Origin of the sequence: Thermomonospora cellulosilytica (assembly GCF_014138835.1) — a bacterium.
Taxonomy (GTDB): domain Bacteria; phylum Actinomycetota; class Actinomycetes; order Streptosporangiales; family Streptosporangiaceae; genus Thermomonospora; species Thermomonospora amylolytica.
In genome coordinates this window covers 4844224-4864412 of sequence record NZ_JACJII010000001.1, presented here as the reverse complement: position 1 = coordinate 4864412, position 20189 = coordinate 4844224, and the positions used below count along the sequence as shown (strand labels likewise).

The window sequence follows — 20189 nt, the reverse complement described above, 5'->3', positions numbered from 1 at the left end:
GTGGACCCCGTGAAGCCCGCAGTGGACTCTCCCCCACCACTGACCGTCCGCACCGTCCCGGTCCCCGACCCCGGCGACCTGCCGGCCCGCCTCCCCCACCCCGACGCCCTCGCCTGGATCCACCACGGCGAAGGCATCGTCGCCTGGGGCCAGGCCGCCCGCACCACCATCCCCGGCGGACCCGACCGCTTCACCCGAGCCCGCGCCTGGCTCGACGACCTCTTCACCACCGCCCACATCGACGACCCCCTCGGCCTCCCCGGCACCGGCCCCGTCGCCTTCGGCAGCTTCACCTTCGACCCCGCCGCCCCCGGCTCCGTCCTCATCGTCCCCCGCCACATCCTCGGCCGCCGCGACGGCCACGCCTGGCTCACCACCATCGGCGAACCCACCGGCGACCCCCTCACCCTCGCCCACCCCCCCACACCCCCCACCGGCCTGCGCTGGAGCGACGGCACCCTCACCGCCCCCGCCTGGCAGCACGCCGTCGCCACCGCCGTCCAGCGCATCCGCCACGGCCGCCTCGGCAAAACCGTCCTCGCCCGCGACCTCACCGTCCAGGCCGCCCAGCCCATCGACCCCCGCGTCCTCCTCGACCGCCTCACCACCCGCTACCCCGCCTGCTTCACCTTCGCCGTCGACGGACTCATCGGCGCCACCCCCGAACTCCTCATCCGCCGCACCGGCGACCACATCGACTCCCTCGTCCTCGCCGGCACCCTCCCCCGCGGCGCCACCCCCGCAGACGACCACGCCCGCGCCCAACGCCTCCTGAACTCCCCCAAAGACCGCCGCGAACACGCCTACGCCGCCGACATGGTCCGCGACGCCCTCACCCCCCTCTGCGCCGACCTCCACGTCCCCCACCAACCCGAGATCCTCACCCTCCCCAACGTCATCCACCTCGCCAGCCCCGTCCACGGCACCCTCGACAAAGAACGCTCCGTCCTCGACGTCCTCGCCGCCCTCCACCCCACCCCCGCCGTCTGCGGCACCCCCACCGGCCCCGCCCTCGACCTCATCCGCGAACTCGAAGCCATGGACCGCGGCCGCTACGCCGGCCCCGTCGGCTGGATCGACGCCACCGGCGACGGCGAATGGGGCATCGCCCTGCGCTGCGCCGAACTCGACCCCGCCGACCCCACCCGCGCCCGCCTCTTCGCCGGCTGCGGCATCGTCGCCGACTCCGACCCCGCCGCCGAACTCGCCGAAGCCCAGGCCAAATTCCGCCCCATGCGCGAAGCCCTCCAAGGCTGAACCCGCGCCATCCTTGACCACGTGCGCGCCGACCGCCTCCTGACCCTCCTGCTCCTGCTGCAGAACCGCGGACGCCTCACCGCCCGCCAGCTCGCCGCCGAACTCGGCGTCTCCCTGCGCACCGTCTACCGCGACATCGACGCCCTCTCGGCCGCCGGCGTCCCCGTCTACGCCGACCGCGGCCCCGACGGCGGCTACCGCCTCCTCGACGGCTGGCGCACCCGCCTCACCGGCCTCACCACCGGCGAAGCCCACACCCTCTTCCTCACCGGCATGCCCGGCCCCGCCACCGAACTCGGCCTCGGCGCCGACCTGGCCACCGCCCAGCTCAAACTCCTCGCCGCCCTCCCACCCGACCTGCGCACCCGCGCCGAACGCATCCGCGAACGCTTCCACCTCGACACCCGCGGCTGGTTCCACCACCCCGACCACACACCCCACCTCGCCACCGCCGCCCAAGCCGTCTGGGACCGCCGCCGCATCCACATCCGCTACCAGCGCTGGCGGCACCCCCACGAAGTCACCCGCACCCTCGGCCCCCTCGGCCTCGTCCTCAAAGCCGGCCGCTGGTACCTCATCGCCCACGCAGACGACCGCACCCGCACCTACCGCGTCGCCCGCATCCTCGACCTCACCGTCCTCCCCGACCACTTCACCCCACCCGACGGCTTCGACCTCGCCGTCTACTGGCAGGACTGGGCCGAACGCTTCGAAACCGACTCCTACCGCGACACCGCCACCGTCCGCCTCTCCCCCCGAGGCCGCGAACGCGCCCAGCACCTCCTCCCACCCGTCATGGCCCGCGCCGCCTGCGACGAGACCGCCACCCCCGACCCCGACGGCTGGACAACCGTCACCATCCCCACCGAATCCATCCGGCACGCCATCACTGAATTCCTCAAACTCGGCGCCGACGTCGAAGTCCTCGAACCCCCCGAACTACGCCGCACCCTCGCCGCCACCGCCCACGCCCTCGCCCGCCTCTACCCCCCACCCCCCGACCAACCCTGACCACCCCACCGACGATGATCGAGGACATGGCACTACGCGTCGCACTCATCGGCTACGGCACCGGCGGAGCGTTCTTCCACGCCCCCCTCATCGAGGCCGTACCCGACCTCACCCTGGCCGCCGTCGTCACCGGCAACCCCGAACGACAGCAGGCCGCCCGCACCCGCCACCCGGACACCACGATCATCCCCACCCCCGACCGGCTCTGGGACGACGCCGACGCCTACGACCTCGCCGTCATCACCGCCCCCAACCGCCACCACCTCCCCCTCGCCCGCGCCGCCCTCGACGCCGGCCTGCCCGTCGTCATCGACAAACCCGTCGCCGTCACCGCCGACCAGGCCCGCGGCATCGCCGACCTCGCCGCCGAACGCGGACTGGCCGCCATCCCGTACCACAACCGCCGCTGGGACGGCGACTTCCGCACCCTCCGCCGCCTCATCGCCGACGGCGCCCTCGGCCACGTCCAGCGCCTCGAATCCCGCTTCGAACGCTGGCGCCCCACCGTCAAACCCGGCTGGAAGGAAAGCGCCGACCCCGCCGACGCCGGAAGCATCCTCTACGACCTCGGCTCCCACCTCATCGACCAGGCCATCGCCCTCTTCGGCCGCCCCACCCGCGTCTACGCCGAACTCGACATCCGCCGCCCCGGCGCCCTCACCCACGACGACGCCTTCGTCGCCCTCCACCACCCTGGCGGCACTCGCACCCACCTGTGGATGAGCGCCACCGCCGCCGACCTCGGCCCCCGCTTCCGCGCCCTGGGCGACCGCGCCTCCTACGTCACCCACGGCATGGACGGCCAGGAGGACGCGCTCCGCGCAGGCCGCACCCCGCTCGACGAAAACTGGGGGCTGACACCGCCGTCCCAGTACGGGCACCTCGGCACCCCCGGCGACACCCGCCCAGTCCCCACAGAACCGGGCGGCTACCAGGACTTCTACATCGCCACAGCCCAAGCCCTACGCGGCGAGGCACCCCCACCCGTCACCATGGCCGACGCCATCACCGGCCTGGAAGTCATCGAGGCGGCCTTCCGCTCCGCTGATTCCGTCGATCTTGTTGATCTTGAAGGCGAATAACCGCGACCCTTTACAATGTAGATCATTAAGCTTCTCATGGTGCCGACGGGTCGTACCGCCTCAGAGGAGACGGCGTCTGCTCGGCGGTGAACGGCTGCCACAGCCCACCCTGGGCGACCGCCACCGCCGAGACAGAGGCCCTCCCCCGACCCGGTCGGTCCTCTCGACGGTCTCTCGGCCTGCGCTCCCCCGAGACGACCGAAATAGGGCCCCAGTCGGAATACGGCAGAAGGACACCGCAGCCTGAGATGCGGCATCTCCCCCTCCCCCAGAGGGGGCTGAGTGCAGGAATTGGCGGTAGTCGTGCTGGTAGCCAGGTGACTGTCGGCGTCTGGGCTGTGGCGCAGTGCCATGGGGCCGGCATGATCTCGTCCGGGAACGGGCCTGCCGGCGCGTCCACCGTGACCGGCCACCTGGTCACGCCTATGTGCTCGACGGCCGGCGCATCACTGACGTTCCCGGCCTCTACCTGGCGCTCGGCGAGGCGGTGAACGGGCCGGGCGGCTGCTTCGGCGACTGCCTGCGCGGCGATTTCGGCTACACCGCCCGGCGACCCTGCTCTGGCGGGACGCCGCAACGGCGCACGAGCACCTGTCCCGGGCCCTGGCACCGGACGGCGCGTTCTACGACCTGTTCGCCGAGGTCTTTGATGTCCTGGCCGAGGGGTATGGACGTCGCGCCGGCGTAGGCCTTCCCAAAATCGGTGCGCTCGGGATGTCGAGAACGACCGGCGGGCTCCGTCCCAGGGACATCGGCGGCCGCGACGGGCCGCCCGGCCGACGGAGGAACGACCATGGACCAGAACGAGATCACCGAGATCCTGAACCGGCCGCTCAGCCAGGAGCTGCTGGCCCGCGACCTGACCCGCCTGGCCTACGTCGCCACGGACGGCACACCGCGCAACATCCCGATCGCGTTCACCTGGAACGGCGCGGAGATCGTCATGTGCACCTCGACGAACGCGCCGAAGCTCCGGTCCCTGCGCGCGAACCCGATGGTCGCCCTGACCATCGACACCGAGGTACACCCGCCGAAGATCCTGCTCATCCGCGGCCGGGCCGAGCTGGACCTCGTCGAGGGCATCCCGGACGAGTACCTGCAGATGAACGGCAGCTACCAGATGACGCCCGAGCAGCGGGCCGAGTGGGAGGCCGAGGTCCGCTCGCTCTACGACGGCATGGTCCGGATCGTCGTGACCCCGACGTGGGCGAAGCTGATCGACTTCGAGACGACGCTGCCGAGCGCGGTCGAGGAACTGGTCCGCCGGCGGGAAGAGCGTGCACGCGCCTGAAATCCGCCCGGAAACGCTCCGGCGGAATGTCGAGAATCCGTACCCCGCCCCGTCCCAGCACTGAACGCGGCCACAATGGGCCGTACCCACCAAGGAGATCATGATGGCCAAGTACCTGCTGCTCAAGCACTACCGCGGCGCCCCGGCACCGGCCAACGACGTGCCGATGGACCAGTGGACGCCGGAGGAGATCTCGGCGCACGTGAAGTACATGGAGGATTTCGCGCACCGCCTGGAAGAGACGGGCGAGTTCGTCGACGCCCAGGCGCTCTCCCCCGAGGGCACGTTCGTCCGCTACGGCGGCGAGGGACGGCCGCCGGTCACCGACGGCCCGTTCGCCGAGACCAAGGACCTGATCGCCGGCTGGATGGTGATCGACGTCGAGACCCGCGAACGGGCGCTCGAGCTGGCCGCCGAGCTGTCCGCCGCCCCGGGCGCCGGTGGGAGGCCGATCCACGAGTGGCTCGAGGTGCGCCCGTTCCTGACCCCGCCCCCGACCATCACGGAGTGACGCACGGTGGACGAGGCCCTGCTACGGACTCTCACGCCCACGGTGATCGGCGTTCTGGTCCGCCGCGGAGCCGACTTCGCGGCGGCCGAGGACGCCGTGCAGGAAGCCCTGGTCGAGGCCCTGCGCGTGTGGGCGGACGATCCGCCGCGGGACGCCAAGGGCTGGCTGGTCACGGTGGCCTGGCGCAAGTTCCTCGACGCCGCCCGCGCCGACAGCTCCCGGCGGCGCCGCGAGGAGCTCGTCGAGGGCGAGCCCGCCCCCGGCCCCGGCGAGGCGGTGGACGACACGCTCCAGCTGTACTTTCTGTGCGCGCACCCGTCCCTGACGCCGGCCTCGGCGGTCGCGCTCACGCTGCGCGCGGTCGGCGGCCTGACCACGCGCCAGATCGCGCAGGCCTACCTCGTGCCGGAGGCGACCATGGCCCAGCGCATCAGCCGGGCCAAGCGGACCGTCTCGTCCGTCCGGTTCAACCAGCCCGGTGACGTCGCCACGGTGCTGCGCGTGCTCTACCTCGTCTTCAACGAGGGCTACTCCGGCGACGTCGACCTCGCCGCCGAGGCGATCCGGCTCACCCGCCAGCTGGCGGCGAAGACCGAGCATGAGGAGGTGGCCGGCCTGCTGGCGCTCATGCTGCTCCACCACGCGCGGCGCCCGGCACGGACCGGTCCCGACGGCAGGCTCGTGTCTCTCGCCGAGCAGGACCGGAGCCTGTGGGACACCTGCCTGATCGCCGAGGGCGTGGACATTCTCCAGGCGGCCCTCGCCCGCGACCGGCTCGGCGAATTCCAGGCCCAGGCCGCCATCGCCGCGCTCCACGCCGACGCCCGGACGGCGGAGGAGACCGACTGGGTCCAGATCGTCGAGTGGTACGACGAACTCGTGCGCCTCACCGGCAACCCGGTGGCCCGCCTCAACCGGGCCGTCGCGGTCGGCGAGGCCGACGGCCCGCGGGCCGGGCTGGCCGCCCTGGCCGACCTCGACCCCTCGCTGCCCCGCTACGCCGCCGCCGCGGCGTACCTGCACGAGCGGGACGGTGACCTGGCGACCGCGGCACGGCTCTACGCCGAAGCCGCCCGGTCGGCGCCCAACATCCCCGAACTCGACCACCTCACGCGCCAGGCCGCCCGGCTCAACGCGCAGCTGCGCGGTGGAACCGCGACGTGACCGGCCACGGATGACGGGCGCACCACCTACCTCCACGGTGACCCGCTGGAGGAGACCGGCGGCCGGTCCCGGCTGGTTGGATCGGCCCGCGAGCCGGCGCCGGCGGAGGCTCGGCGCCGCGACATCGTCCGCAAGACCAAACGACTCGGCGCGATACAGGCCAGTCCAGGAGCGTCCCGGCCTGGGGCAAGGCGGTTTCGGTCCCGGCCCGATAACCCTTTGCCCGTGCCGCGAACGCGAACCTAGGCTCGCACCCCATGCGAGCGATTACCGAACGCGACCTGCGGTCCTGCTTCGTCAACTGCTCCAAGGGCGACGCCAAGCGCCTCAACCTCCCCAAGGACTTCGCCCAGTCACCCTGGGACGACCTCGACTTCCTCGGCTGGCGAGATCCCAAGGCCCCCGACCGCACCTACCTGGTCGCCGAGACGGGCGACCGGCTCACCGGGATCGCGCTGCGACTCGCGTCCGCGCCCGGCAAGGCACGCGGATTCAACTCGACCAGCCTGTGCTCGTTCTGCCAGACCGTGCACACCGGCGGCGGTGTCGCGTTGATGAGCGCGCGGCGCAGCGGCGAGGCCGGCAAGCAGGGCAACACCGTCGGGCGGTACCTGTGCACCGACCTGGCCTGCTCCCTTTACGTGCGGGGCAAGAAGCAGACCCTGCTGGGCGACGGCCACGACGACGGTGTCCCCCTAGCGGAGAAGATCGCGCGCATCAGGGCCAACCTGGACGCCTTCGTCACCTCGGTCGTCGCCTGATCAGCGGGTGCGCAGGGCCGGCGTCAGGCCCTCGACCGCGAGCCGCGCGTGTGACGTGCCGGACCAAGCCCGGCAGGCCCACGTCACGGTGGTCGTCCACCGGATGAGGGTCGATGCCCAGGAGACCACCGGCGGCTGGAGGCCGCCGCCCGCGCCAGCAAATGAATGCTCATCTTGGGTACGGCCGCGCGCCCACTCGACAGGAGCCGACGAATGCACTCTGCACCGTACGAGGGGACTTCCCCCGACGTTTGGCGGGAGCGGTTGCGCCACGTCTACTGGATCGGCGGCGGCAGCGGATCCGGGAAATCCACCATCGCCCGGCGCATCGCCGACCGGTATGGGATGCGCCTGTACGACACCGACGCGGTCATGCCCGACCACGCCCGCCGCATGTCCGCGGAACAGGCTCCTTACCTGGGCGAGTTCGCCGCCATGGACATGGACGAGCGGTGGGTGGCCAGAAGCCCGCGCGAGATGCTCGAGACCTTCCACTGGTTCCGCGGCGAGGGATTCGACCTGATCATCGAAGACCTTCTCGCCCTCCCCGCCGACCGGCCGGTGGTCGCCGAGGGATTCCGGCTGCTGCCCGACCTCGTCCAACCCCTGCTCACCGAGGTGGGCCACGCCGTGTGGCTGCTGGCGACCCCCCGGTTCCGTCAGGCGGTGTTCGACGGCCGTGGCGGCCCGGCATGGGGATTCATCGCCAAGACCGGCGACCCGCGGCGGGCGCTGCGGAACCTGCTCCAGCGCGACGCGCTGTTCACCGACCGGATCGCCGAGCGGACCCGGCGCCTGGGCCTCCACGGGTTCAGGGTGGATTCCACGGTCACTGAGGAGGATCTCGCACGGCGGGTCTCCGCGGTGTTCGGCCTTGAGAACCAGGCGATCACGACGTGGCCGCAGCCACCGGCGAATCCCTGACGTGTGATCCCCCGGCGCAGGTATGGCTGGGCCGTTCTCCTGGGCCGGCGGTATCGCCGTACGCGGCGTGCCGCCGTTTTCGCGAGGGGGAGGTCGTCCGTCCGCAGTGGACGATGAGTGGAAAGGAGAATGTCATTCCTTTCCACTCTCAATGTATAGCGCACCGGGGGGCTTGCGGCAAGACCCGGGTCGTGCCGCAGAATCGTCGGCCGAGGCCGGAAATGGGGGGTCGCGAGATGCGTGTGCCGTTGTCGACGATCGGGTCGCGTGGGGACGTCGAACCGCTGGGGGGACGCGCGGAGCGGCCGATCGTTTTCGGGGATCACTGCGGCCCGTAGGCCGGTCGACGCGGCAATGCCCGAAGCCGCGGCGTCAAGTCGGAGAAGGTCCCGCCGGGCGGGATCGTGGAGGCCGGAGCAGCATCAGCTCCCGGAGCACCTGGCCGGCTCGTCGAGCAGCAGTGCCGCGAGGCGCGCCAGCCCCGTGTAAGGGGGCCGCGTAGAGCCCGGCGAGCAGGCCAGGCGAAGCGTTGCTCGCCATGACTACCGGGTTCGTCCCGCCGGTCCGAACGCCTTGCTGCGCGCAATGGTCGCAGCGACTCCCCTTTCTCCTTCACAGCAAGTCCAGCCGCGCTCGTGAGCGCCGCCAACATTGACGACCCTCAGATCGGAGCCGATGACGTGAGCCCCTTGACCACCAGTGCGTTCGACCTTCCCGACCATCTCGCCGCCAAGGCCGACCCGGCGCTGATCGCCGACGACGAGCGGCATTTCGCGGCCATCGCGGAGTGCCTCGAGCAGTCGATCGCCGCCCTGTCCGAGCGCCTCGACGCCGAGCGCAGGGCGCCCGGCGGCATCGGCCAGGCGGCGATGGACCGGGACATGGAGATTCACCGGCTGACCGTCCGTCTGCGCACTCTGCGCCGCTTCGGTCTGGACCTGTGCCTGGGACGCATGGTCGGCGCAGACGACCCCGAGCCCGTCTACATCGGACGGCTCGGCCTCACCGACAGCGCGGGTCGCCGGCTGCTGCTCGACTGGCGCTCCCCCGCGGCCGAGCCGTTCTTCGGCGCGACCCACGCCAACCCGATGGGCCTGGCGAGCCGCCGCAGGTATCGCTGGACCAACGGCCGGATCAGCGACTACTGGGACGAGGTGTTCACCTCCGACGGGTTCGAAGGGCACGCCGCGCTCGACGACCAGTCCGCCTTCATCGCCAGCCTGGGCGGCCACCGGTCGTCCCGGATGCGGGACGTGCTCGGCACCATCCAGGCCGACCAGGACGCCATCATCCGCGCGGGATCCAGCGGCGCCCTGGTCGTCGACGGCGGTCCGGGTACGGGGAAGACCGTCGTCGCCCTGCACCGCGCCGCCTACCTCCTCTACTCCGACCCCCGCCTCGGTCACCGCCGGGGCGACGTGCTGTTCGTCGGTCCGCACCAGCCCTACCTGGCCTATGTCTCCGACGTCCTCCCCAGCCTCGGGGAGGAGGGCGTGCAGACCTGCACCCTGCGGGATCTCGTTCCCGAGGGAGCCGCGGCGGCGATCGAGACCGACTTGGACGTGGCCCGCCTGAAGTCGTCCGCGGACATGGTGAAGGCGATCGAGAAGGCCGTCAGGTTCTACGAGAACCCGCCCGCCAAGGGGATGACGGTCACGACCCCCTGGGCCGACGTCCGGCTGAGCCCCGACGACTGGGCCGAGGCGTTCGAGGCACCGGAGCCCGGTACTCCGCACAACGAGGCGCGTGACCAGATCCTGGAGGAGCTGGTCACGATCCTGATGGACAAGCACGACGGCGACGTGCCGGTCGACCTGCTCCGCAAGTCGCTGCTGCGGAACAGGGAGCTGCTCATGGCCCTCAACAGCGCGTGGCCGCTGATCGAAGCGGCCGACCTCGTCGGGGACCTGTGGTCGGTACCCGCCTACCTGCGGATGTGCGCTCCCTGGCTCACCCCCGACGAGATCCGGAAACTGCAGCGCACGGACGCCCAGGCCTGGACGGTGTCCGATCTGCCGCTCCTGGACGCGGCACGGAGGCGGCTCGGCGACCCGCAGGCGTCACGGCGCAGGCGTCGGCACGAGGCCGCCGTCGCCGCCGAGCGCGAGCGCATGGCCAGGGTCGTGGACGACCTCATCGAGGCCGCCGACGACGAGTACGGCGTGGGCCTGGTCACGATGCTGCGCGGCGAGGACTTCCAGGACGCCCTGGTCGACGAGGCCGCACTGTCCAGCGCCGACCCCGACCGGCTCGCCGGCCCGTTCGCGCACATCGTCGTGGACGAGGCCCAGGAACTGACCGACGCCGAGTGGCAGATGCTGCTGCTGCGCTGCCCGTCCCGGAGCTTCACCATCGTCGGGGACCGCGCCCAGGCCAGGCACGGGTTCACGGAGTCGTGGCGGGAACGGCTGGAGCGGGTCGGGTTCGACCGGATCACCCTGGCCTCCCTGAGCATCAACTACCGGACGCCGGAAGAGGTCATGGCGGAGGCCGAGCCGGTCATCCGGGCCGCGCTCCCGGACGCCAACGTGCCGACCTCCATCCGCAGCAGCGGCGTCCCCGTCGTCCACGGATCCGTTTCGGAGCTGGACCCGATCCTCGACGGCTGGCTCGCCGAGCATGCCGACGGGATCGCCTGCGTCATCGGCGACCCCACGTTCCGGTCGACGTCCCGCGTCCGGTCGCTGACCCCGGAGCTGGCGAAGGGACTCGAGTTCGACCTGGTCGTCCTCATCGATCCGGAGGCGTTCGGCGAGGGCATCGAAGGAGCGGTCGACCGCTATGTCGCGATGACCCGGGCGACCCAGCGGCTCGTCATCCTCACGAGCTCCTGACGTCGGTCTTTGAGGCGGATCGGACCGGTTTCGGCAGCACCTCGAAGGGACGCTCCGGCCGCTCTGCGCGCCGAACGTCAGGCCGAGGGCTTCCGTCCGGGTCCGGCCTGGTCGATCCAGAGATATTCCTTGACACGAATATTCGTCATGGAGAATCCATGTCTCCATGGACGCACTCCTCACCGCACTGGCCGACCCGGCCCGCTGGCGGCTGGTGCACCTGCTGGCCGAGCGGCCCCGCTCGGTCGGCGTCCTCGCCCAGCTCGCCGGGGCGCGCCAGCCGCAGACGACCAAGCACCTGCAGACCCTCCAGCGCGCCGGCGTCGTCACCTCCCAGCGCACCGGCCAGCGCCGCATCTACGCGCTCCGGTCCGCTCCCCTGCGGGACCTGGCGGCCGCGCTCAGCCGGCTCGCCGACACCGCGGACCAGGTCGGCGGCCTGCGCGAGACCTACGACCGCTACGGACTCAGCCTCCGCGCGGAGCGGCTCGCGGCCGAGGAGCCGGGGTGGGCCGACGGCCGCTCGTTCAGGTTCCTCCGGTCGCTGACGGGGCGCCCCGAGCTGGTCTGGCGCCACCTGACCGAGACCTCGCTGCTCGCCCGCTGGTGGACGCCCGACGACCTGCGCGTCTCCGAGCTCGTCTTCGAGGCGCGACCGGGCGGGCGGATCGTCCTGGAGTACCGCGACGCCGAGGACGCCGACGGCTCCGACCTGGTCGCCGGGCGCGCGGAGGGAGTCGTCGACGACGCACGTCCCGGTGAGCGCCTCGCCTACCGGCTCTCCCCCGCGCTTCCCGACGGCGGCCCGGCCTTCACCGCCCACGTCGACTTCGACCTCCGGCCCACCGGCACCGGCACGGACCTCGAGGTCCACTACCGGATCACCGGCAGCACGGTCGACTCCGCGGACTTCATCGCAGGCATCGAGATCGGCTTCGGCCAGAGCCTCGACAAGCTCGCGGCGGCCCTCGCCGCGGATCCCCACAGCACCGACGACACCGAGCACGACACCGACACAAGGAGCACGAAGTGACAGAGCAGACCGGCGGCCGCAGGGTCGTCACCAACATGAACCTCTCCCTCGACGGCCGCTACGCCCGGCCGGACGACCCCCAGGACATGAGCTGGGTGATGCCGTACGCCGTCACCGACGTCTCCCGCGACCACCTGACCAGCCTCTGGGAGCCGGCGACGACGGCCCTGCTCGGCCGGGTCAACGCCGAGGGGTTCCTGGGTTTCTGGCCCACCGTCATCGGCATGGAGGGCGCCGACCCGCGCGACGAGGCCTTCGCCAAGTGGCTCGCCGACACCGACAAGGTGGTGCTGTCCTCCACCCTCGGCGAGGCCCCGTGGGAGCGGACGACGATCGTCGACAAGCCGGCCGCCGAGGTGGCCGCGGACCTCAAGGCGACCGAGGGCGGCGACATTCTCGTGCTCTCCAGCGCGAGCGTCATCAAGGCGCTGCTGGCGGCCGACAAGGTCGACCGGCTGGCGCTCACGATCTTCCCGGTCTTCCTCGGCGGCGGACCGCGCCTGTTCGACGACGGCCTGCCCGCAGGACGGTGGACGCTCGTCAGCCAGGCCACCGGCGAGCACGGCACGTTGGCCCTCGTCTACGACCGAGTCCGCTGAACCTGCCGATCAGCGGACTCGACCGGCAAGGCGACCCCGGCGCGGAGCCCCTGACGCCATGGACCGGTAGCGGCCTCGCTCGCGACGAGAACGCGGACTGGCTCAGCGAGCGGTGCCGGATGTCGCGGCCGGTCATTGACGAAGCGACGACGGCTGTGAGCCGTGATCCACGCGGTTTTCAATTTCCCGAACGCGGCCTTTACATTGTAGATCATTGATTGAGCTGGGTCTCGATGCCGTCCAGGACGACGTTCAGGCCCAGCAGGAAGCCCTCCTCGAAGTCGTCCATGTCGAGCCGGGCGTGCCGGGTGAGCACCGGATAGCGGTCGGCGTGCCGGGCGATGTGCTCGGCGGCCCGGTGCCGCAGGTCCGACTCCCCCGCCGGGTCGCGGTGGCGGGACCGCCAGGACAGCTCGGTGAGCACGAAGCCGTTGACGTAGCTGGAGAGCGCGCCGACCGCGCCGAGCAACTGCGGGCCCGTCAGGCCGGCCTCGTTCAGCACCGCGTAGACGCGTTCGGAACGGGCCAGCGCCTGCGGGCCCAGCAGCGGGCGCGTGCCCAGCAGCGCGGGGATCCACGGGTGGCGCCGCATCACCTGACGGCTGCGGGACATCAACCGGGTCAGCGTGTCCCGCCATGTCGGCCCGGCGGCCTCCGCGAGGTCGATCTCCCCCAGCGCGGCGTCCAGGGCGAGGTCCAGCAGATCCTCCTTGGACGCCACGTACTCGTAGATCGACATCGTTCCGCAGTCCAGGCGAGCGGCCAGCCGCCGCATCGACAGGCCGCCGACGCCCTCGGCGTCCAGCAGGGCGACCGCGGCCTCGGTGATGCGCTCCCGCGACAGGCGCGGTCGGCGCGGACGCTCTTCTTCGAACCACACCGGCACCGATATCGTCCTTTCAGGGCACGGCCTTTACGTTGTAGATCATTTGATCCGTGCAGTGTACGGAAGATCGTACGGTCGGCGGAATCGGGCCTCTCCCCCACCGTGGGCCCGTCCTCAGGTGACCTGGAATCTCCGCGCACCTACCGAGGACGGGAGATTTTCCACACCCCGGACGGAATCGCTACAGACCCGGCATATAGGGTTTCGGGGTGATGAGCACGCACACACGGTGGATCGAGTTGGAAGGCGCGGTCAACGTCCGTGATCTCGGCGGGCTGACCACGGCCGACGGGCGGACGACCCGGTTCGGCCGGGTCCTGCGTTCGGACAACCTGCAGGGGCTCACGCACGGGGATCTGCGGACGCTGCTCGGCGACTATGGGCTCACCGACGTCATCGACCTGCGCAGCGGCGCCGAGGTGCGGCTGGAGGGGCCGGGGCCGCTGACCCGGGTGCTGGCGGTGACCATCCACCACCTGTCGCTGTTCTCCGAGGGCGGCGTGCACACCGACGTGGCCGCAGACCTGCCGAAGGTGGACGTGGACAAGGTGCTGCCCTGGCAGACCCGGTCCCGGGAGGGCGACGAGCACGACCGTTCCATCCGGCACTACCTGGGCTACCTCGAGGACCGCGCGGACTCGGTGGTGGCGGCGCTGCGGGTCATGGCCCGCACCCGCGGCTCGGCGCTGGTGCACTGCGCGGCGGGCAAGGACCGCACCGGCGTGGTGTGCGCGCTCGCGCTGGAGGTCGTCGGGGTGCGCCGCGAGGAGATCGTCGCCGACTACGTGCAGACCGGCGAACGCCTGGAGGCGATCCTGGCCCGGCTGCGGGCCAGCGACACCTACGCCGCCGACCTGGACTCCCGCCCGGCCGACACCCACCTGCCGGACGCGGCGATCATGGAGAAGTTCCTGGCCGCCGTGGACGAACGGTACGACGGGGTGCTCGGCTGGCTGACCGGGCACGGCTGGGACGACTCCGACACCGAGGCGCTGCGGGCCCGCTTCCTCGACTGACCCTTCCGCCGGGAAGAAGCCCCGGACCCCCGCGACGCTCCGCCGCGGTCGCCCACGCAGGCCGCGGACCGGGTCAGACGCCCAGCACCGCGCGGACCGCCTCCTGGGCGGCCTGCCGCATCCGGGCGTGCAGCGCCGCGTTGGCCTCCCGGTCGGTGCGCGCCTCCACGATCCGCAGGCCCTGCCCGGAGATCGCCTTCGGCAGGTCCCCCGCCGACTCCAGCAGCGTGTACGGGATCCGGTGCGCCGCCGCCACGTACGCCAGGTCCACCTCGTGCGGGGTCCCGAAGACCCGCTCGAACGGGTCCGCCAGCGCCGCCTGCGGCAGCAGCGAGAAGATCCCGCCGCCCCGGTTGTTGACCACCACGATCGCCAGGTCCGGACGCGGATCGTGCGGGCCCAGGATCAGGCCGTTCTGGTCGTGCAGGAACGACAGGTCCCCCAGCAGCGCGTACGACCGGCCGCCGTGCGCCAGCGCCGCGCCCATCGCCGTGGACACCAGCCCGTCGATGCCGCTGGTCCCCCGGTTGGCCAGGATCCGGATGCCGCGCCGCGGCCGCATCGTCTGGTCCAGGTCCCGGATCGGCATGCTGGCCGCGCAGAACAGCAGCGACCCGCCCGGGATCGAGGCCACCAGGTCGCGCGCCAGCCGCGGCTCGGTCACCTCGTCGCCGGCGTCCAGCACCGCGTCCACGGCCCGGGTGGCGGCCAGGTCCGCGGTCCGCCACGACCGCAGCCAGCCGTCGTCCCCGGACATCACCGGGATCTCCACCTCCTGGGCGACCTGGGTGGCCGACCGGACCGGGTCCGGCCAGCGGCTCAGGTCCGGGGAGACCACGATGTGCTCCTCGGTGCGGCGCAGCAGCGACAGCAGCGGCCGCGACAGCCCCGGCTTGCCGAGCGTCACCACCACGTCCGGCCGGTGCCGTTCCACGAACTCCGGCATCCCCAGCAGGAAGTGGTGCGACGACAGGGCGTGGTCGCCGTAACGGGCGTTGCCGTTCGGCTCGGCCAGCACCGGCCAGCCCGCCATCGACGCCGCCGCCACGTACCGCTTGACGTTCGCCGCGCCGTCCCCCACCACCAGCACGCCGCGGCGGGTCGGCGGGACGTGCAGCACCGACCCGGGCGTGGCGGCCCGCACCCGCGTCCACGCGCCGGTGGCGTCGCCGTCCAGCGGCTCGCACCAGGTGTCGTCGCCGTCGGGGATCAGCGGCTCGCGGAACGCCGCGTTCAGGTGCACCGGCCCCGGCGACGGCGCCAGCGCCAGCCCCCACGCCCGGCTGACCAGCGACCGCCAGTACGCCACCATCCCGGGCCGCTCCTCGGGCACCCCGATCTCGCAGCTCCACCGGACCGCGGTGCCGTACAGCCGCATCTGGTCGATGGTCTGGTTGGCGCCGGTGTCGCGCAGCTCCGGCGGCCGGTCGGCGGTCAGCACGACCAGCGGCACCCGCGCCTCGTGCGCCTCGATCACCGCCGGATGGAAGTTGGCCGCCGCCGTCCCCGACGTGCACACCACCGCCACCGGCCGGCCCGACCGCTTGGCCAGCCCCAGCGCCAGGAACGACGCCGACCGCTCGTCGATCCGCACGTGCAGCCGCATCCGGCCGGTCCTGGCCACCTCCTCCAGCGCCAGCGCCAGCGGCGCCGACCGGGATCCGGGGGCCAGCACCGCGTCGGTCATCCCGCACCGCAGCAGCTCGTCGACCAGCACCGTGGCCAGGGCGGTCGCCGGGTTCATCGCACGACTCCGATCACGGGCGGCGCGTCCATCAGCGCCTGGGCGTCGGCCACCCGGCGCCGCCAGGCGGCCCCCGTCGCCGCGTCGGCCTCATGGCGGTCCAGCTCCGCCGGATCGGGCTCCGGACGGCGCACCGGGATCTCCCCGTCCACCGGCACCAGCGGATCGGCGGTCACGTCGCCCTCCAGCAGCGCCATCGTGGCCAGCCCGCACGCGTACGGCAGCTCCGGCAGCGCGGCGGCCAGCGCCAGCCCGGCCGCCAGCCCCACCGAGGTCTCCACCGCGCTGGACACCACCACCGGCAGGCCCGCCTGCTCGGCCACCCGCAGCGCGGCCCGCACCCCGCCCAGCGGCTGGACCTTCAGCACGGCGATGTCGGCGGCCTCGGCGGCCCGGACCTTCAGCGGGTCCTCGGCGCGGCGGATCGACTCGTCGGCGGCGACCGGCACGTCCACCAGCCGCCGCACCCGGGCCAGCTCCTCCAGCGTCGCACAGGGCTGCTCGACGTACTCCAGGTCGAACCGGCCCAGCGTCCGGATCATCCGGGCCGCGTGGTCGACGTCCCAGGCGCCGTTGACGTCGACGCGGATCCGCCCGTCCGGGCCGAGCGCGTCACGGACGGCCTCCACCCGGGCGATGTCGTCGGCGTCGCTCTGCCCCCGCTCGGCGACCTTGACCTTGGCGGTACGGCACCCGGACGCGCGGGTCAGCTCGGCGGCCCGCTCCGGGCCGACGGCGGGGATCGTCACGTTCACCGGGATCGAGTCGCGCACCGGCGCGGGCCAGCCGTCGTAGGCCGCCTCCCGCGCCGCCGCCAGCCAGCGGGCGCACTCGCGGGGGCCGTACTCGGCGAACGGGGAGAACTCCCCCCACCCGGCGGGGCCGCAGATGAGCACGCCCTCCCGGCGCGTGATGCCGCGAAACCGCGTCCGCATCGGGATGGAGTAGACCCGCACCCGCTGACCCCCTGCCCATGCGCCGTATCGCCTCGTACCGGCACGTACCGAACCGTACCGGCCTTTAGTAGTACCAGGGGAACCGTGACCAGTCGGGGTCGCGCTTCTCCAGGAACGAGTCCCGGCCCTCGGCCGCCTCGTCGGTCATGTACGCCAGCCGGGTGGCCTCGCCGGCGAACACCTGCTGGCCGACCAGACCGTCGTCGATCAGGTTGAAGGCGAACTTCAGCATCCGCTGCGCGGTCGGGCTCTTGCCGTTGATCTTACGGGCCCACTCCAGCGCCGTGCGCTCCAGCTCCGCGTGCGGCACCACGGCGTTGACCATGCCCATCCGGTGCGCGGCCTCGGCGTCGTAGGCGTCGCCGAGGAAGAAGATCTCCCGGGCGAACTTCTGCCCCACCTGCCGGGCCAGGTACGCCGAGCCGAACCCGCCGTCGAAGCTGGCCACGTCCGCGTCGGTCTGCTTGAACCGGGCGTGCTCGCGGCTGGCCAGCGTCAGGTCGCACACCACGTGCAGGCTGTGCCCGCCGCCGGCCGCCCAGCCGGGCACCACGCAGATCACGACCTTGGGCATGAACCGGATCAGCCGCTGCACCTCCAGGATGTGCAGCCGCCCCGCCCGGGCCGGGTCGATCGTGTCGGCGGTCTCCCCCTCGGCGTACTTGTAGCCGTCCCGCCCGCGGATCCGCTGGTCGCCCCCGGAGCAGAACGCCCAGCCGCCGTCGCGCGGGGAGGGGCCGTTGCCGGTCAGCAGCACGCAGCCCACGTCGCTGCTCATCCGGGCGTGGTCCAGCGCCCGGTACAGCTCGTCGACGGTGTGCGGCCGGAACGCGTTGCGCACCTCCGGCCGGTTGAACGCGATCCGCACGGTGCCCTGGTCGACGGCGCGGTGGTAGGTGATGTCGGTGAAGTCGAATCCCTCGACTTCCTTCCACGCCGCCGGGTCGAACAGCTCCGAAACCATGTGTCCCTTCCCTCGGCCGGCGCCGCTCGCCGGCCGGGTCCATTCAACCGCCATGCCGGTACGACCCTGTTGGGAAGGGGTCCTTTAGGCTGGGCCGCGCCATGGATCGCCCGCTGCACGCCCTCGTCCTGCCGCCCGGACCCCGGCTGCTGCGGGCGCTGGCCGAGGCGCTGGACGGCACCGGCCCGGCGATCTGCCCGCTGGACCCCGGCCTGCCCGGTCCGGCGCTGGAGTCCCTGCTGAACGCGCTCGCGCCGCAGGCCGTCGAGACCGCCGAGGGGGTCCGGCCGCGCGGCGGGGGCGAGCCGGTGGCGCCGGACGTCGCGGTGCTGATCGCCACCTCCGGGTCCACGGGGACGCCCAAGTTCGTGGAGCTGACGGCGGGCGCGCTGCGGCACTCGGCGTCGGCCACGCTGGAACGGATCGGCGCCGCGGACGGGGACCGCTGGGTGTGCTGCCTGCCCACCAACCACGTCGCCGGGCTCCAGGTGCTGGTGCGGTCGCTGGTGGCCGGGACCGACCCGGTGATCGTGCCGCGCTTGTCCCCCGCCGCGGTCTCCGAGGCCGACGCGCGTCACCTGTCGGTGGTGCCCACGCAGCTCCGCCGCCTGCTGGACGCCGGGGCGGACCTGTCGCGGTTCGGATCGATCCTGCTGGGCGGCGCGGCCGCCGCGCCCGGGCTGGTGGAGGAGGCGCGGGCACGGGGCGGGCGGGTCTTCACCACCTACGGGATGAGCGAGACCAGCGGCGGCTGCGTCTACGACGGCGTTCCCCTGAACGGGGTGCGCGTGAAGGTCGGCGGGGACGGGCGGATCCGTCTGGCCGGCCCGGTGCTGTTCTCCGGGTACCGGCTGCGGCCCGACGCCACCGCCGAGGCTCGGGACGGGGACTGGTTCCGCACCCAGGATCTCGGGGCGTTCGAGGACGGCCGGCTGCGGGTGCTGGGGCGGGTGGACGACGTCATCAACACCGGCGGCGAGAAGGTCCTGGCCACCGAGGTCGCCGCCGTCCTGGCACGGCACCCGCGGGTCGGGGACGTGGTCGTGGTGGGCCGCCCGGACCCCGAATGGGGCGAGCGGGTCACCGCCGTGGTCGTCCCCGACGGCGACCCGCCCACCCTGGCCGAGCTGCGCGACCTGGTCCGCGCCACCCTGCCGGTCTACGCCGCCCCCCGTGAGCTGGACCTGCGGGAGGCGATCCCGTTGCTGCCCTCCGGGAAGCCCGACCGGCAGGCCCTGCGCAGGCCCCGCTGACTCCGGCGGGAGGTTCAGCGGAAGGCGGCGGCGTTGCGCCGGGCCCAGGCGGCGAAGGTGCCGGGCGGTCTGCTCGACGAACCGGACGGGCTCGCCGAGCGCGTCGCCGTCTATAGTCAGTCAGGTGACCGACTCAACGAGGGTCCGGGCGCGCGGGGCCGACAAACGCCGTCGCCTGACCGCCGCGGCGGCCCAGGTGCTGCACCGGCAGGGCGTCGAGCGCACCACCATCGCCGACATCGCCAAGGCCGCCGGCGTGCCCGTCGGGAACGTCTACTACTACTTCAAGACCAAGGACGAGCTGGTCCAGGCCGCCCTGGCCGAACACGAGGGCAGCCTGGCCGAGCTCACCGGCGCGCTCGACCGGCTCCCCGACCCCCTCGACCGCCTCAAGGGCCTGGTCGACGCGTGGGTCGGCCGGCGCGACGTCGCCGCCCGCTACGGCTGCCCCACCGGCACCCTGGCCGCCGAGCTCGACAAACGCGCCGACGGCGTCCTCGACCTGGAGGCCGGACGGGTCATCCGGAGGCTGCTGGACTGGGTGGAACGCCAGTTCCGGGAACTCGGCCTCCCCGACGCCGCGGACCACGCCGTCACCCTCGTCGCCGCGTACCAGGGCATGTCGCTGCTGGCCAACGCCCTGCGCGACCCCGAGATCATGACCAGCCAGGGGGCCCGCCTGACCCGCTGGCTCGACTCCCTGACCGCCGACGGCGACGCCTCCTGACCCCGGCCGGATCCCCTCGGCACGCCCCTCCGGCGGCCGCGGGCGACCATGGCATTGCGCTCGTGGAACCGCCGTGCCACAGGTCGGGTTCATTCGGTGCAATGAGCGGCGCTTCTGGGGCGATGACCGGGGTCGCGGCCAATACCCGCTGCCTTGACAAAGTAAGGTGGGGCTTG

18 protein-coding genes are annotated in these 20189 nt (G+C 72.6%); 14 read left to right on the top strand and 4 right to left on the bottom strand.

Going from position 1 to position 20189, the window contains the following annotated elements; translation table 11 throughout:
• Positions 1-9: 9 nt before the first annotated feature.
• The 11 genes from HNR21_RS22725 to HNR21_RS22675 all read left to right on the top strand — a co-directional run bounded on the left by HNR21_RS22725 (position 10) and on the right by HNR21_RS22675 (position 12467).
• Positions 10-1257, top strand: a complete 1248-nt coding sequence (locus HNR21_RS22725; RefSeq protein ID WP_182706775.1) for an isochorismate synthase — start codon at positions 10-12, stop codon at positions 1255-1257.
• Positions 1258-1278: 21 nt separating this feature from the next.
• On the top strand, positions 1279-2268 hold the full coding sequence (locus tag HNR21_RS22720) for a helix-turn-helix transcriptional regulator (RefSeq protein WP_182706774.1): 990 nt from the start codon (positions 1279-1281) through the stop codon (positions 2266-2268).
• A 26-nt stretch (positions 2269-2294) separates the two neighbouring features.
• A complete protein-coding gene (locus HNR21_RS22715; RefSeq protein ID WP_182706773.1) occupies positions 2295-3350 on the top strand; it encodes a Gfo/Idh/MocA family oxidoreductase in 1056 nt (351 codons plus the stop codon).
• A 793-nt stretch (positions 3351-4143) separates the two neighbouring features.
• Positions 4144-4641: a pyridoxamine 5'-phosphate oxidase family protein gene (locus HNR21_RS22710; RefSeq protein ID WP_182706772.1), complete on the top strand. Its 498-nt coding sequence runs from the start codon at positions 4144-4146 to the stop codon at positions 4639-4641.
• A 103-nt stretch (positions 4642-4744) separates the two neighbouring features.
• Positions 4745-5152, top strand: coding sequence for a YciI family protein (locus HNR21_RS22705; protein WP_220500260.1), 408 nt, complete (start codon positions 4745-4747; stop codon positions 5150-5152).
• A 6-nt stretch (positions 5153-5158) separates the two neighbouring features.
• Positions 5159-6316: an RNA polymerase sigma factor gene (locus tag HNR21_RS22700; RefSeq protein WP_182706770.1), complete on the top strand. Its 1158-nt coding sequence runs from the start codon at positions 5159-5161 to the stop codon at positions 6314-6316.
• Between the two features lie 257 nt (positions 6317-6573).
• Positions 6574-7077, top strand: a complete 504-nt coding sequence (locus HNR21_RS22695; RefSeq protein WP_182706769.1) for an FBP domain-containing protein — start codon at positions 6574-6576, stop codon at positions 7075-7077.
• Between the two features lie 213 nt (positions 7078-7290).
• Positions 7291-8001: a shikimate kinase gene (locus HNR21_RS22690; protein WP_182706768.1), complete on the top strand. Its 711-nt coding sequence runs from the start codon at positions 7291-7293 to the stop codon at positions 7999-8001.
• A gap of 680 nt (positions 8002-8681) precedes the next feature.
• Positions 8682-10835, top strand: a complete 2154-nt coding sequence (gene helR / locus HNR21_RS22685; RefSeq protein ID WP_182706767.1) for an RNA polymerase recycling motor ATPase HelR — start codon at positions 8682-8684, stop codon at positions 10833-10835.
• A gap of 166 nt (positions 10836-11001) precedes the next feature.
• Positions 11002-11868: a metalloregulator ArsR/SmtB family transcription factor gene (locus HNR21_RS22680; protein ID WP_182706766.1), complete on the top strand. Its 867-nt coding sequence runs from the start codon at positions 11002-11004 to the stop codon at positions 11866-11868.
• Positions 11865-12467 (top strand): dihydrofolate reductase family protein, encoded by a 603-nt coding sequence (locus HNR21_RS22675; RefSeq protein ID WP_182706765.1) that lies wholly within the window; start codon positions 11865-11867, stop codon positions 12465-12467. The genes HNR21_RS22680 and HNR21_RS22675 overlap by 4 nt, the downstream gene beginning before the upstream one ends.
• A 211-nt stretch (positions 12468-12678) precedes the next feature.
• Here the strand turns inward: HNR21_RS22675 and HNR21_RS22670 are convergent, their stop codons facing one another.
• Complete coding sequence (locus HNR21_RS22670; protein ID WP_312881177.1) at positions 12679-13353, bottom strand: TetR/AcrR family transcriptional regulator; 675 nt, start codon at positions 13351-13353, stop codon at positions 12679-12681.
• Between the two features lie 212 nt (positions 13354-13565).
• On the opposite strand from HNR21_RS22670, the gene HNR21_RS22665 reads away from it, so the two are divergent.
• Positions 13566-14369, top strand: coding sequence for a tyrosine-protein phosphatase (locus HNR21_RS22665; protein ID WP_119730450.1), 804 nt, complete (start codon positions 13566-13568; stop codon positions 14367-14369).
• 73 nt (positions 14370-14442) lie between these two features.
• Here HNR21_RS22665 and menD read toward each other — a convergent pair whose 3' ends face one another.
• The 3 genes from menD to HNR21_RS22650 form a co-directional block, all read right to left on the bottom strand.
• Positions 14443-16113, bottom strand: a complete 1671-nt coding sequence (gene menD, locus HNR21_RS22660) for a 2-succinyl-5-enolpyruvyl-6-hydroxy-3-cyclohexene-1-carboxylic-acid synthase (protein ID WP_119730449.1) — start codon at positions 16111-16113, stop codon at positions 14443-14445.
• On the bottom strand, positions 16110-17069 hold the full coding sequence (locus HNR21_RS22655; RefSeq protein WP_119730448.1) for an o-succinylbenzoate synthase: 960 nt from the start codon (positions 17067-17069) through the stop codon (positions 16110-16112). The genes menD and HNR21_RS22655 overlap by 4 nt, the downstream gene beginning before the upstream one ends.
• 64 nt (positions 17070-17133) lie before the next feature.
• Positions 17134-18033: a 1,4-dihydroxy-2-naphthoyl-CoA synthase gene (locus HNR21_RS22650; protein ID WP_119730447.1), complete on the bottom strand. Its 900-nt coding sequence runs from the start codon at positions 18031-18033 to the stop codon at positions 17134-17136.
• A gap of 101 nt (positions 18034-18134) precedes the next feature.
• On the opposite strand from HNR21_RS22650, the gene HNR21_RS22645 reads away from it, so the two are divergent.
• Positions 18135-19286 carry an AMP-binding protein gene (locus tag HNR21_RS22645; RefSeq protein ID WP_182706764.1) on the top strand — a complete coding sequence of 384 codons (1152 nt, stop codon included), beginning with the start codon at positions 18135-18137 and terminating at the stop codon, positions 19284-19286.
• 124 nt (positions 19287-19410) lie between these two features.
• On the top strand, positions 19411-20013 hold the full coding sequence (locus HNR21_RS22640; RefSeq protein WP_182706763.1) for a TetR/AcrR family transcriptional regulator: 603 nt from the start codon (positions 19411-19413) through the stop codon (positions 20011-20013).
• The last annotated feature ends 176 nt before the right edge of the window (positions 20014-20189 follow it).

Coding starts and splice junctions, on each gene's coding strand:
- HNR21_RS22690 (WP_182706768.1), top strand. CDS start 7,291: ATGCACTCTGCACCGTACGAGGGGACTTCCCCCGACGTTTGGCGGGAG.
- HNR21_RS22715 (WP_182706773.1), top strand. CDS start 2,295: ATGGCACTACGCGTCGCACTCATCGGCTACGGCACCGGCGGAGCGTTC.
- menD (WP_119730449.1), bottom strand. CDS start 16,113: ATGAACCCGGCGACCGCCCTGGCCACGGTGCTGGTCGACGAGCTGCTG.
- HNR21_RS22645 (WP_182706764.1), top strand. CDS start 18,135: ATGGATCGCCCGCTGCACGCCCTCGTCCTGCCGCCCGGACCCCGGCTG.
- HNR21_RS22695 (WP_182706769.1), top strand. CDS start 6,574: ATGCGAGCGATTACCGAACGCGACCTGCGGTCCTGCTTCGTCAACTGC.
- HNR21_RS22665 (WP_119730450.1), top strand. CDS start 13,566: ATGAGCACGCACACACGGTGGATCGAGTTGGAAGGCGCGGTCAACGTC.
- HNR21_RS22710 (WP_182706772.1), top strand. CDS start 4,144: ATGGACCAGAACGAGATCACCGAGATCCTGAACCGGCCGCTCAGCCAG.
- HNR21_RS22680 (WP_182706766.1), top strand. CDS start 11,002: ATGGACGCACTCCTCACCGCACTGGCCGACCCGGCCCGCTGGCGGCTG.
- HNR21_RS22650 (WP_119730447.1), bottom strand. CDS start 18,033: ATGGTTTCGGAGCTGTTCGACCCGGCGGCGTGGAAGGAAGTCGAGGGA.
- HNR21_RS22705 (WP_220500260.1), top strand. CDS start 4,745: ATGGCCAAGTACCTGCTGCTCAAGCACTACCGCGGCGCCCCGGCACCG.